Annotated in this window: 13 protein-coding genes; 5 read left to right on the top strand and 8 right to left on the bottom strand. The window is 70.9% G+C overall.

What is annotated here, in order from left to right:
• Positions 1 to 13: 13 nt before the first annotated feature.
• Positions 14 to 1,186, bottom strand: coding sequence for an ADP-forming succinate--CoA ligase subunit beta (sucC, locus tag DA085_RS11635; RefSeq protein WP_109473149.1), 1,173 nt, complete (start codon positions 1,184 to 1,186; stop codon positions 14 to 16).
• 136 nt (positions 1,187 to 1,322) lie between these two features.
• The gene (locus DA085_RS11640) at positions 1,323 to 1,736 is read right to left on the bottom strand and encodes a coenzyme B12-dependent isobutyryl CoA mutase small subunit (protein ID WP_109473150.1); all 414 of its coding nucleotides are present in this window, start codon (positions 1,734 to 1,736) and stop codon (positions 1,323 to 1,325) included.
• Between the two features lie 277 nt (positions 1,737 to 2,013).
• On the opposite strand from DA085_RS11640, the gene DA085_RS21830 reads away from it, so the two are divergent.
• A complete protein-coding gene (locus DA085_RS21830; protein WP_154402183.1) occupies positions 2,014 to 2,979 on the top strand; it encodes a M23 family metallopeptidase in 966 nt (321 codons plus the stop codon).
• Positions 2,980 to 3,087: 108 nt separating this feature from the next.
• On the opposite strand, the gene pcrA is transcribed toward DA085_RS21830, so the two are convergent.
• On the bottom strand, positions 3,088 to 5,520 hold the full coding sequence (gene pcrA, locus DA085_RS11650) for a DNA helicase PcrA (RefSeq protein ID WP_109473152.1): 2,433 nt from the start codon (positions 5,518 to 5,520) through the stop codon (positions 3,088 to 3,090).
• A gap of 77 nt (positions 5,521 to 5,597) precedes the next feature.
• On the opposite strand from pcrA, the gene DA085_RS11655 reads away from it, so the two are divergent.
• The 3 genes from DA085_RS11655 to DA085_RS11665 are packed head-to-tail and all read left to right on the top strand — an operon-like array spanning position 5,598 to position 6,933.
• On the top strand, positions 5,598 to 6,077 hold the full coding sequence (locus DA085_RS11655) for a GNAT family N-acetyltransferase (protein WP_109473153.1): 480 nt from the start codon (positions 5,598 to 5,600) through the stop codon (positions 6,075 to 6,077).
• Positions 6,074 to 6,484, top strand: coding sequence for a hypothetical protein (locus DA085_RS11660; RefSeq protein WP_109473154.1), 411 nt, complete (start codon positions 6,074 to 6,076; stop codon positions 6,482 to 6,484). Before DA085_RS11655 ends, DA085_RS11660 begins: the two co-directional genes overlap by 4 nt.
• On the top strand, positions 6,481 to 6,933 hold the full coding sequence (locus tag DA085_RS11665) for a hypothetical protein (RefSeq protein WP_109473155.1): 453 nt from the start codon (positions 6,481 to 6,483) through the stop codon (positions 6,931 to 6,933). Before DA085_RS11660 ends, DA085_RS11665 begins: the two co-directional genes overlap by 4 nt.
• A gap of 92 nt (positions 6,934 to 7,025) precedes the next feature.
• Here the strand turns inward: DA085_RS11665 and DA085_RS11670 are convergent, their stop codons facing one another.
• From DA085_RS11670 to DA085_RS11680, 3 genes are read right to left on the bottom strand one after another with little or no spacing between them, the layout of a single operon-like run.
• A complete protein-coding gene (locus DA085_RS11670; protein ID WP_109473156.1) occupies positions 7,026 to 7,394 on the bottom strand; it encodes a hypothetical protein in 369 nt (122 codons plus the stop codon).
• Positions 7,395 to 7,399: 5 nt separating this feature from the next.
• Positions 7,400 to 8,014 carry an NUDIX domain-containing protein gene (locus DA085_RS11675; protein WP_109473157.1) on the bottom strand — a complete coding sequence of 205 codons (615 nt, stop codon included), beginning with the start codon at positions 8,012 to 8,014 and terminating at the stop codon, positions 7,400 to 7,402.
• A 1-nt stretch (position 8,015) separates the two neighbouring features.
• A complete protein-coding gene (locus tag DA085_RS11680) occupies positions 8,016 to 9,179 on the bottom strand; it encodes a glycosyltransferase family 4 protein (protein WP_237565460.1) in 1,164 nt (387 codons plus the stop codon).
• 215 nt (positions 9,180 to 9,394) lie between these two features.
• Between DA085_RS11680 and DA085_RS11685 the strand changes: the two genes are divergently transcribed.
• Positions 9,395 to 10,573 carry a lysylphosphatidylglycerol synthase transmembrane domain-containing protein gene (locus tag DA085_RS11685; RefSeq protein ID WP_109473158.1) on the top strand — a complete coding sequence of 393 codons (1,179 nt, stop codon included), beginning with the start codon at positions 9,395 to 9,397 and terminating at the stop codon, positions 10,571 to 10,573.
• Here the strand turns inward: DA085_RS11685 and DA085_RS11690 are convergent.
• Both DA085_RS11690 and DA085_RS11695 read right to left on the bottom strand, forming a co-directional pair.
• A complete protein-coding gene (locus DA085_RS11690; protein ID WP_272914486.1) occupies positions 10,570 to 11,322 on the bottom strand; it encodes a type 1 glutamine amidotransferase in 753 nt (250 codons plus the stop codon). The genes DA085_RS11685 and DA085_RS11690 overlap by 4 nt on opposite strands.
• Complete coding sequence (locus DA085_RS11695; RefSeq protein WP_109473160.1) at positions 11,319 to 12,620, bottom strand: Mur ligase family protein; 1,302 nt, start codon at positions 12,618 to 12,620, stop codon at positions 11,319 to 11,321. The genes DA085_RS11690 and DA085_RS11695 overlap by 4 nt, the downstream gene beginning before the upstream one ends.
• Positions 12,621 to 12,625 lie beyond the last annotated feature (5 nt).

Here is a 12,625-nt window from a genome sequence, read left to right on the forward strand (position 1 = left end):
TTGTCTCCCGGTCTCAGGCGTTCGCCAGCTCAGCGGCCTTGTCGGCCGCGCCGTCCATGGTGTCGACCTGGGTCACGAGCGGGTGGTTGAGCTCGTCCAGGATTGCGCGTCCCTTCTCGACGTTGTTGCCGTCGAGCCGGACCACGAGGGGCTTGGTGGCGTGGTCGCCGAGGATCTCCAGCGCGCCCTTGATGCCGTTGGCGACCTCGTCGCACGCGGTGATGCCGCCGAAGACGTTGACGAACACAGCCTTGACCTGCTCGTCCCCGAGGATCACGTCGAGCCCGTTTGCCATCACCTCGGCGTTGGCGCCGCCTCCGATGTCGAGGAAGTTGGCGGGCTTGACCCCACCGCGTGCCTCGCCGGCGTAGGCGACGACGTCTAGCGTGCTCATCACCAGGCCCGCGCCGTTGCCGATGATCCCGACCTGGCCGTCCAGCTTGACGTAGTTGAGGCCGAGCCCCTTGGCCTTGGCCTCCAGCGGGTCGGTCGCGGACGCGTCCTCGAGGTCGGCGTGGTGCTGCTGGCGGAAGTCGGCGTTCTCGTCGAGGGAGACCTTGCCGTCCAGGGCGATGATCTGCCCGTCGGTGGTCTTCACCAGCGGGTTGACCTCCACGAGGGTGGCGTCCTCCGCGCGGTAGACGTCCCACAGCTTGACGAGGACCTGCGCGATGGCGTCCTGGTCGCTGGTGAAGCCCGCGGCCTGGACGATCTCGGCGGCCTTGGCCTCGTCGATGCCGGTGATGGCGTTGACGGGGATCTTCGCGAGGGCCTCGGGGCGCTCCACGGCCAGCTGCTCGATCTCCATGCCGCCCTCCTTGCTGCACATCGCCAGGAGGGTGCGGTTGGACCGGTCGAGGAGCACCGAGAAGTAGTACTCCTCGGCGATGCTCGCGCCCTGGGCGATCATCACCGCGTTGACGGTGTGGCCCTTGATGTCCATGCCGAGGATCTGTTCGGCAGCCGCCGTGGCCTCCTCGGGGGTCTTGGCCAGCTTGACGCCGCCCGCCTTGCCGCGGCCGCCGGTCTTGACCTGCGCCTTGACCACGACGACACCGCCGCTGGCGGCCCCGATGCGCTCCGCTGCGGCCGCGGCGTCACCGGCGTCGGTGATCACCTCGGCGGACAGCACCGGCACGCCGTGCGCCTCGAACATGTCCCGTGCTTGGTACTCGAAAAGGTCCACGAGTCAGCTATCCCATCCTGTGTCGTTGTGGGTCTGTGCCTGTTGCTTCTCGGTCGGGCCCGGCGGTGCTGCCCGCCCCTGTCGCCGAGGACGACGATGGGGGCGACCGGGCTGGCCTCGTGCCAGCAAGGTTAGATCAGTCGCGACCGAGGTTGTCGCGGACCCACCCCGTGATCTCCGTGGTGGTCGCTCCGGGCGTGAAGATGCGCGAGACGCCCAGCTCCTGCAGCAAGGGGATGTCGGCCTCGGGAATGATGCCTCCGCCGAACACCACGATGTCCTTGGCGTCGCGGTCCGCGAGGAGCTCGATCACCCGCTTGAACAACGTCATGTGCGCGCCGGACAGGACCGACAGCCCCACCGCGTCTGCGTCCTCCTGGATGGCCGCCTCGACGATCTGCTCAGGCGTCTGGTGCAGGCCCGTGTAGATGACCTCGACGCCCGCGTCGCGCAGCGCCCGGGCAACGACCTTGGCGCCACGGTCGTGGCCGTCAAGGCCTGGCTTGGCCACGACGACGCGCAGCGGTGAGGTGCTGGGTGCGGAGGACATGGCTGCAGATTAGCGCACCGTCCACACCGTGATGAGGGCCACATTGGCCTGACTGCACGAGCAGGCTAGGGTGCTGAGCGTCCGCGTGCCCCGGGAACCCCCGCCTGGTGGGCAGCCCGCTGCCGGACGACCGATCCTGCCCCCTCTGGGAGTTGATGTGCCCGAGCATTCTGCTGGCCGGCCCTCGCCCGCGCCCTCCGACGGGTCACGCCGGGCCGCGCTGGAGCAGGGCCGGAGGACGCGACACAGTGCGGGCAGGGAGGCCACGGAACCCTCGGTGCCCCAGTCGCGACGGGAGGCCCGCGCACTCGCCACCCACACCCCCACCACCCGACGCGAGGCCCGCGCACTCGCCACCCACACCCCCACCACCCGACGTGAGGCCCGCGCCCTGGCCACCCAAACCACCCGACGCGAGGCCCGCGCACTCGCCACCCACACCCCCAGCACCCGACGCGAAGCCCGCGCCCTGGCTACCCGCAACTCGGGTCTCTCAGCACTCCCTCCACGACTGCTGGCGTCCGCGGTGGCAGCGGCGTTCGTGACGGCGACCTCGGTCGCGACCGTCGTGGGACTGCCCACGAGCGTGACTGCGGGCACGACGACTCACCTGTCCACTGCAGAGGTGCTGTTCTCGAGCAGTGACGCGATGGTGTCGACACCGGCGATGATCCGCGGTCGTGGGGCGTCGGTGGCCTCGCGCGGCTCGACACCCCGGCTCAGCCTGGCCTGGGGCGTCGCTGCCGCGGCCGAGGGACGACGCACCATGTCGGTGCAGATGGAGGCGATCCGCTCATCGGTCACGGTGGGCGTCGACGCCACCGAGGGTGCACGCAGCCATGCGCGGGAAATCGCGGCTGACCGGTCGTTCCACGAGCCGATCCTGAGCGGTCACCAGACGTCCGGGTTCGGTTGGCGCTGGGGACGGATGCACAACGGCATCGACTATGGCGCGGACACCGGGACGCCGCTCTATGCGGTCGGCCACGGCACGGTGACCAGCGCAGGCTGGAGCTCCGGCCTCGGCTATCACGTCAGACTCACCCTCGAGTCGGGTGAGGTCATCGTCTATGGCCACCTCTCCCGGATCAGCGTCATGTCCGGGGAGCGGGTGTCGCCGGGCACCCAGGTCGGTGAGGTGGGGAGCACCGGACGGTCGACGGGAGCGCACCTGCACTTCGAGGTCCGGACCGAGCAGGGCCCTGTCGACCCGGTGCCGTGGCTCGAGGCCCAGCGCGGCTGAGCCGCCCTCGCCCGGCCGGCGGCCGCCCGGCCGGCGCCCATCCAGCGGCACCGCTCCCCGACGACAGGTCCGGGCGCCTCTCGTGGTCGGCAGCCGCGCCCCGGACCGTCAGAGCTTCTCGAGTGGTGCGTAGCGCAGCAGCAGCCGCTTCACACCCGCCGCGCCGAAGTCGACATGTGCCATGGTGTGGTCGCCGGTCCCCTCGACGCGGATGACGGTGCCGAGCCCGAACGAGTCGTGGTTGACCCGGTCGCCCGCAGCCACCGACACCGGCTCGACGGTCCTGCGCACACCTGAGCCACGGGGGTTCAGCCGCACGACGCCGCCCTGAGACGCTCCGCGGGGCCCTCCGCCCCATCCCTGCCGGACGGACGCGCTGGGCCGGCCTGCGGCGCTCATCCGGTCCCGGTCCGAGCGTTCCCAGTTGACGACGTCCTCCGGGATCTCGTCGAGGAACCGGGAGGGCGGGTGGTACTGCGGTGCACCGAACGCCGCCCTCGTGCCCGCGCGGCTGAGATACAGGCGCTGCCGTGCCCGGGTGATGCCGACATAGGCGAGGCGCCGCTCCTCCTCGAGCTCGGTCGGGTCGTCCATCGAGCGCTGGTGCGGGAAGGTCCCGTCCTCGAGCCCGGTCAGGAACACCACCGGGAACTCCAGCCCCTTGGCGGTGTGGAGTGTCATCAGCGTCACGACGCCGGCATCGGTGCCCTGACCACCCTGGGGGATCTCGTCGGCGTCCGCCACCAGCGAGACCTGCTCGAGGAAGTCGACCAGCGTGCCCTCGGGGTAGTTCTCGTCGAACTCGCGGGCAACGGCCACGAGCTCGGCGAGGTTCTCGATGCGGGTCTCGTCCTGCGGGTCGTGGCTGGCCCGCAGCTCCTTGGTGTAGCCAGACCGGTCGAGGATGGCCTCGAGCAGATCTCCGACCCCCGAGTCGTCGTCGGCCGCCACGGTGCCCACCGCCTCCAGCATCGCGGTGAAGGACTGGACCGCCGCGACGGACCGGGTCGCGATGCCGGGGGCGTCCTCGACCCGGCCGAGGGCTGCCACGAAGGGGATCCGTTCCCGGGCCGCGAGCGCGGCGACCGCCGCCTGGGCGCGGTCTCCGATGCCGCGCTTGGGGACGTTGAGGATCCGCCTCAGGTTGACGTCGTCCGCCGGGTTGGCCACGACGCGCAGGTAGGCCAGCGCGTCCTTCACCTCGCGCCGCTCGTAGAACCGGGTGCCGCCGACCACCTTGTACGGGAGGCCGGTGCGCACGAAGACCTCCTCCAGGGCCCGTGACTGGGCGTTGGTGCGATAGAAGACGGCGACGTCCTTGGGCCTGACCCCGTGCTCGTCGCCGAGCCTGTCAATGGTCTGGGCGACGAAGGAGGCCTCGTCGTGCTCGTCGTCGGCGACGTAGCCGACGATCATCTCGCCGTCACCCAGGTCGGACCACAGACTCTTGTCGCGCCGGCCCGGGTTGCGCGAGATGACGGAGTTGGCCGCGCGCAGGATCCGTTCGCTGGACCGATAGTTCTGCTCGAGCAGGATGGTGCGGGCCTGCGGGTAGTCCTTCTCGAACTCGACGATATTGCGGATCGTGGCGCCCCGGAAGGCGTAGATCGACTGGTCGGCGTCGCCCACGACGCACAGCTCGGCAGGGGGCACGTCCTCGTCCTCGGTGCCGACCAGCTCGCGCACCAGGGTGTACTGGGCGTGGTTGGTGTCCTGGTACTCGTCCACGAGCACGTGCCGGAAACGTCGGCGGTAGTGCTCACGGACGGCCGGGAAGGCCTGCAGGATGTTGACGGTCATCGAGATGATGTCGTCGAAGTCGAGAGCGTTGGCCTGGCGCAGCCTGCGCTGGTAGTCGGTGTAGGCCTGGGCCACGACCGCGTCGTAGGGGTTGTTGCCCACCTGCGCAGCGAACGTCTCCTCGTCAATCAGCTCGTTCTTGGCGGAGGACACCTTGTGGCACAGCACACGGGGCGGGTAGCGCTTGGGGTCCAGGTCCAGGTCGCGGATCACCATGGCCATCAGCCGCTGGCTGTCGGCGGCGTCGTAGATCGAGAAGGTCGACTTCAGACCGACGGTGGCTGCCTCGCGACGCAGGATCCGGACACAGGCGGAGTGGAACGTGGACACCCACATCGCCTTGGCCCGCGGGCCGATGAGCCCCTCCACCCGCTCACGCATCTCCGCGGCGGCCTTGTTGGTGAAGGTGATGGCCAGCACCTGCCCAGGCTGCACCCCACGGTGTGCCAGCAGGTAGGCGATCCGGTGCGTGAGCACGCGTGTCTTGCCGGAGCCGGCCCCCGCGACGATCAGCAGCGGACCGTCCGCGTGGACCACTGCCTCCCGCTGCGGCCCGTTGAGTCCTGCGAGCAGCACCTCCGGGTCAGCGCTGGCGGGAGCCGCCTGCTCCGGAGCGAAATCGGGGGCGGGCTCCTGCTCGAGAGCCCAGAGTGGCACGCCGGAGTCGTCCACGGGCACGCTGCCGCTGGCCTGCGCAGGTGACATCGGGGGCAGCGGAACATTGTCGAAGAGCGTGCTCATGGTGCGGCTCAGTCTAGGTCGCTCGGCCGACAGGACCACCGCGTTGTCCACCGGCAGTCCGACGTACGCTGTCCCCCGTGATTCGCGAAGCGACCGAGCAGGACATCCCGGCCATCCTCGACCTGGTCCGCGAGCTGGCCGAGTACGAGAAGGAGCCGGAGTCCGCCGTCGGCACCGTGGACTCCTACCGCGCGGCCCTCTTCCCCGAGCAGGGCTCACCCACGGTGTGGGCCCATGTCGCGGAGGTGGACGGCAGGGTGATCGGCATCGCCGTCTGGTTCCTCACCTTCTCCACATGGACGGGCCGCAACGGACTCTGGCTCGAGGACCTCTACGTCTCTCCGGCACACCGCGGCAGCGGGATCGGCCGGCGGCTGATGGCCACGCTGGCCCGCATCTGCACCGAGCGCGGTTACCCCCGCATGGAGTGGACCGTCCTCAACTGGAACACCCCGGCGATCGAGGTGTACCGGCACGTCGGTGCGGCCCCCCTGGAGGAGTGGACCACCCAGCGCCTCACCGGCGACGCGCTCACGGCCCTGGGTGCCGACGAGTGATCACGAGCCCTGCCCTGTCGACCGGCACGACGAACTATCTCGACGGCTGGACGGTCGCCCTGCTCGTCGCCGGGTTCCTGAGCATGGGCGTCTGCGTCGTTGCCGGCCTCCGCGGCCACGGCCCGGGCAGGTTCACGCTGGGCGTCACGGCGCTGCTCCAGGCGGTTGTCACCGTCGTCTTCGGTGCCTACCTGCTCCGGTCGCTGGGCGGGGAGTCGCCGGTCGGGCCGGTCTGGGAGCTGTGGGCGTATCTGGTCACGGTCCTGATGGTGCCGGTCGTGGCCTGGCTCTGGGCCCGCAGCGACTCGTCTCGATGGGGCACGTTCGTGCTGGCCCTCGCCGGCTTCGTGGTCGCCGTCATGGGGGCCAGGGCCGGACAGATCTGGCACGGAGTGGGCTACCAGTGAGCAGTGAGCAGGGAGGGCACCACCGACCCGCCGCGGGAGCCGTCCACAACCCACGGGCCTCGGGACCGGGGCGCCTGATCATCGCGTTGTATGCCGTTTTCGTGATCGGGTCCCTCTCCAGGGCCGGCTTCCAGATCGCCACCCGCTTCGCCGAGGCGCCCCTGGCCTACACCCTCTCCGCCGTCGCCGGAGTGATCTATGTCGTGGCCGCGGTCTCCCTGGCCGTCCGCGGCCCTCGGGCCTGGTGGGTCTCGCTCGTCGCGATCAGCACCGAGCTCGTCGGTGTGCTCGCCGTCGGCTTGTGGAGCGTGCTGGATCCGGCGGCGTTCCCTGACGCGACCGTGTGGTCCGGCTTCGGTCGCGGCTACCTCTACATCCCACTGGTGCTGCCGGTCGTTGGCCTGTGGTGGCTCCGGAGCACCCGCCCTGCTCGCCGCGCCATGGTCTGACCCACGGCCGAGTTCCGGACGTGAGGACGGACGCACCCGGCCCGACGTCAGGTCTCCTCGACCGCCCCACTGGACTCGTCAGGCGACGGCTGCTACCTCCACAGCGAGGCGACGAGCACGTTGACGATGGCCAGGGCGCCTGCGGCGTGCACCATGCCGGCAGCCACCGGCTTGTCCTTGCGTGCGCGGGCGGCGGCGATCTCGGTGAGGGCGGCCACGGCGAGCGCCACGACCAGCTTCACCGCGATCTTGGTGTTGTTGACGTCCATGTCGTCCATCGCCCCCGAGGCCAGACCCGTCAGGATCACCCCGGTGAGCACCTGCAGGCGCGCTCCCCACACCATCACGGTGTTGGGCACCAGCCCCTGCGCGCTCTGGGTGGCCGCCACCAGGTAGCCGCCGACGAGGGCGGCCAGCCCGAGCATGTGGGTCACGACGAAGAGGTTGTAGACGAAGTCCATGCCGCCTACCTTAGGTCCCGAAGCAGGACCCGCCGCTGCCAGTCGAGCAACGGTGTGGTGGGCAGGGACGCCACCGGGATCCAGCGGGCATCCGCCGTGCTCCCGCCCACATCGTGGATGACCGGCGGCACCGGCTCGGGACACTCGCCCCGATAGACGGCCGACACCGCGTGGTAGTCCTCCAGGCGACCGGAGGGCGCCCGTCCCGTCCAGTGCCGACTCACCAGCTCGAGCGGCCGCAGGTCCCGGACGCGCTGTCCGGTCTCCTCCCACACCTCGCGCACGGCTCCGTCGACGAGGTCCTCGCCCGGGTCGACGCCTCCGCCGGGCAGGCCCCACACCTCGTGCTCGCTCATCGTGAACGTGGTGAGCAGCAGGGACGGGACGCCGAGGTACTCGGCGACCACCACGACATACGCGCTCAGTCGTTGATGAGGCTCTGGCTGCTCCCCCGGCGCGACCCGGTAGATCAGGACGACCTGGCCGTCGACGACCTCGCTGCCCACCCACACCGGCTCGTGCCCGTGGGCCTGCAGGACGGCAGCGGGGTCGACCCCGTGCGGCACGGACTCCTCGACCAGGGTCCGTCCCACAGCGTCGACCGCACGCACGCGCGCCACGTCAGGCCTCCCTCGTCGACTCGACCGGTTCCAGCATCAGCATCAGGTCGTTGGCCAGGTCATTCCACTGGAACCGCGCGGTGACGTACTCCCGGCCCGCGCGTCCCCAGGCTGCGGCGCGCTCCCGGTGCTGCAGCAGATCGCTCACCGCAGCCGCGATCTCGTCGAGGTCACGGCCGTTCACCAGGTGCCCGGTGAGACCGTCGACCAGCGTGTCCGCCGCGCCACCGGAGTTGCCCACGACGACCGGGAGGCCGCTGGCCTGGGCCTCCAGGACCGACAGGGGGACACCCTCGGGCTCCAGTCCACGCCAGCGGGTGCGACTGGGCATGGCGAAGACGTCCCCGGCAGCGAAGTACTCGGGCGTGCGGGACCAGGGCACGCGGCCGGTGAGGGTGATGTCGCGGCCCAGACCCGCCTGTTCCACCTGGGCCACGAGCCGGGGACGGGACGGGCCGTCCCCCACGATGAGCAGCGCTGCGTCGGGAACCCGGGCCTGCACCCGCGGCCACGCCGCGATGAGGGCGTCCTGCCCCTTACGGCGAACGAGCCGGGACACACTGACCACGACGGGACGGCTGCTCAGGCCGAGCTGTGCGCGCAGCCGCGTGCCGTCCACCTGGGGGTGGTAGCGCTCGACGTCGACGCCTGGCGGAAGGTGCTGCATACGGCCCGCCGACTCCGGCGAGAGCACCGTGGCCAGACGGCTGCGCGAGTACTCCCCCAGATAGGTCACCGTGTCCACGCGCTCCCCGATCCGGCGCACGACGGACCGGGTCCCCGGGAGCCGGGACCACCACTCCTCCGCGCTGTGCGTGGTCGCCACGGCACGGCGCACCCCTGCCGCGCGCAGTGCCGGCGTCATCTGGGCGAGGGGGGCGGCCGAGCCGAACCAGACCCGGTCGCACCCGAACTCGCGCGCCGTGCGGGCGCAGCGCCGCACCACCCCGGCGGTGGGCAGCAGCACCCGCGCCTCGTCCCGCACCACGGTGTAGGGCAGGCCGGCATCGAAGGCGGCGGCCCCGCGCTGGCGGGCCGTGTGGACCACCACGGAGCCGGGCCCACGAGCCGTCGCGATCCGGTCCGCCATGGACTGGACGAACGCCTCGATCCCGCCGACGCGGGGACCGAAGTCATTGGTCACGATCAGGGTGGCACCGGACACGAGGGCCCCCTTCCGGACGAGATGTTGGCGGTGTCGCACCCTACCCTTGCGCCCAGGCACCGCGTCCGCAGGTATCGTGCTCTGGGTTGTCTACACAGGTCCGGGCGGGCCGGGGGAGGTATCTACGACGTGCGAGAGCACCCAGCACGAGGCCGTAGCCTGTCGGACGTGCGCACCCCTGTGTCCCGACCGAGCCGACGTCCGGTGGTCACCGCGTGACGATCCACGCGACCGAGGACTACGAGCCCACCCGGAAGTTCGGATGGCGCGAGGTCCTGCAGTCGGTGGTCGGCCTGACCATCGCCACCCTGCTCCTGATCTTCGTGCTCCCGCGGGTGGCCGACTCCTCCTGGCCGGACATCCTGCGCCAGATGGCCCTGGTCGGCGGGTGGGTCGCGGTCCTGATGGTCGTGCTGAAGCTCATCGGGTTGTACTCCTACACCTTCACCCTCACCGGGTCGCTCCCCGGCCTCAGTCACCGCCGAGCTCTGCTCGTCAACGCCTCGGGGTCGATGATCAGCAACATCATGCCCATGGGTGGCGCGGTCGCCGTGGCGATCACCTATGTGATGTGCCGGTCGTGGGGGTTCATGCGCCGCAACATCTCCACGTCACTGGTGGTCACCGGGGTCTGGAACATCATGGCGCGCCTGGCACTGCCGGTGATCGCCATCCTGGTCGTCATCATCGGCCCGATGGACACCCCGGCACCGGTCATCCTCGGCTCGGTCATCGCCGTGGTCGCGCTGCTGATGGTGCTCGCGTTCTTCCTCGCGGTGATCTACAGCGACAAGGCCTCGCACCTGGTCGGGCACAGCCTGGGGTGGGTCGCCAAGCCCTTCTCCAAGCGGCTGCGCGCGGGGGCCAACCTCGACTCGCTCATCCAGGACCAGCGCGGCCGCTGGGGCAACGTCGCGAGCAGCAACGGCTGGAAGATGAGCCTTGGCCTGGCCGGCATGCTCGGCATCTTCTTCGTCCTGTACCTCGTCGCGTGCCACACCGTCGGCGTCGAGCTGCCGATCGCGCACATCTTCGCGGCCTACGCCATCCGCCAGCTGCTCACCGTGGTGGCCATCACCCCGGGCGGCCTCGGCATCACCGAGGCCGGCACTGCGGCGGTCCTCATCGCCTTCGGTGCCGACCCGACGGCCGCCGCGGCGGCAGCCCTGCTGTATGCCGTGGTGACCCACCTCCTGGACGTGCCCCTGGGCGCCCTGGCCATGTTGATCTGGTGGCTCAGCCCCAACCGGCCCACGACCTACCAGCTCGACAGCCAGGGTGAGCTCGCCCCGACACCCCGGGGCGCCGCGCTGCCCGGTGGCGAGCGGGCGGAAGCGGTGGGCGACCCCGCCCCGAGCACCGCCCCGGACGAAGCGCGCAACGGGCAGGACTAACCTGCTAGCAGCCGACTGACCTGACGGGCGTGTGCCTGCTCGGCGACAGAGTCGTCGATCTCACCGGGCTCCCAGCCTCCGGTCGCCCGGGTGGCGGCGACCCGCAGCAGGTGGTCGGCCAGGGCCGGGTTGGCCGGCAGGACCGGCCCGTGGAGGTAGGAGCCGATCACCTCGTGCACCCGGGCCCCCTCGGTGCGGTCCGCACCGTTGTTGCCCTGCCCGTGCCGCACCGTGCCGAAGGGCTCCTGCCCGGCCGCCAGGACCGTCGAGCCGGAGTGGTTCTCGTAGCCGACGACCTCCCCGGCAAGGGTGTCCAGCACCACCGGGCCGATCATTCGCGTCGCGTTGCCGGTGGTGGTCACGTCGAGGATGCCCAGGCCCGGCAGGCGCGTGCCGTCCACGGTGAGGAAGGCCTGACCGAAGAGCTGGTACATGCCGCAGATCATCAGCATCGGCATCCCGTCGGCGGCGTACGCCCGCAGCCGGTCGGCGTGGGTGAACAGGTCCTCCTGGACCCGGACCTGGCCGGAGTCCTGGCCACCGCCGCCGAGGAGCAGGTGGGCGTGCTCAGGCCACGGGGCACCGGGGTGGTGCTGGTGGACGACGGGGGTGTAGCCGTGCCAGCGCAGGCGGCTCGCCAGCGCGCGCGTGTTGCCCAGGTCGCCGTAGATGCTCATCTCGCGGGGGTAGAGGTGGACGATGTGCACGGTGCCCTTGCTAGGCCCACCGCCTCCGGTGCCTGCAGTCACTGGGCGTCCTCCCCGAAGCGTGCGAGCCCGTAGCGGGCGGCCAGCCGACGACGCAGGTGCATCATCGCCGTGTAGGTGCAGAAGATCCGTTTCGGACCGTCCGCGTGCTCGTGCAGGAACTGCTCCAACGCCGCGTCGAGGTCGGTCTCGGTGCGCTCGACCGGCACCTCGTCATACTGCAGCCGCAGGGCCATGTCCCACCCGCGCACCCCGCTGGTCAGGGCGACCCCCTGCTCGCGGAGGCTCTCGAACGAGACGTCATAGAGCCAGGAGACGTCCCGGCCATCGGCGTAGTTGTCGTTGATGGCGATCATCGTGGCCACCGGCTCGGAGCCGTAGGTGCCCAGTGCCACGGTGAACCCGGCCGGGTTCTTGACCAGCACGAGCTCGAGCGGCTGCCCGTCCACATCGATCACCTCACCGCGCCCGAACGGCGGGGTCACCGAGGCGAGGGTCGTCGCGGCGACACCGGGTTCGAAGCGCTCACCCAGCACCGCCCGGGCGGTGGCGGTGGCGGCGGTGGCGTTGATCATCGCCGCCAGGCCGCGCTGCCGCAGCGTGACCGGACCGACGTCGGCCCCGGACCCCGTGACCGTGAAGGAGCGCTCGTCGTGGACCAGGAGCAGGGAGGCGTCGGCGGTGACCGGCAGGGCGGCCGCCCCGTCGACCTCACGGACGTCGGCCTCCTGCAGCTCGGGCAGCCGGTCGGCACAGGCGGGGTCGACCCCGAACCATCCGACCGAGACGTCCGGACCGACGCTGCGGTGGATGCGCGAGATGAACGAGTCGTCGACGTTGAGCACCACGCCCGTGGTGGTCTGCTCCGCCAGGCGGGTCAGGAGCTGGGCCGTCTGGTCGATCTCGGCGAACCGGTCGAGCTGGTCGCGGGCGACGTTGAGCAGCAGGGCGTGCGTGGGGGCGACCGCCGCGGCGAAGTGCAGGGCATGGGCCTCGTCGAGCTCCAGGACCGCCCAGTCCGCGTCGAGCCGGCCGCTGAGCGGGACCTCGGAGAGCATCGCCGAGATGACCCCACGGGTGAAGTTGCTGCCCGTCGGGTTGGTGAAGACCCGCTGCCCGTGGGCCCGCAGCAGCGCCACCAGCATCTTGGTCGTCGTGGTCTTGCCGTTCGTGCCGCTGACCACCACCACACCACCCGGCAGGTCCGCCAGGGTGTGCGCCAGGATGCCCGGGTCGATCCGTTCGGTCACCAGCCCGGGCAGTGCCGAGCCCCCACCGCGCAGCCGGGTGGCGTGCCGGGCCAGCTTGCCGGCGGCGATGGCGAGGGTGGAGCGGATCACGCGCG

It is taken from the genome of Ornithinimicrobium cavernae, assembly GCF_003121625.1.
Classification (GTDB): Bacteria; Actinomycetota; Actinomycetes; order Actinomycetales; family Dermatophilaceae; genus Ornithinicoccus; species Ornithinicoccus cavernae.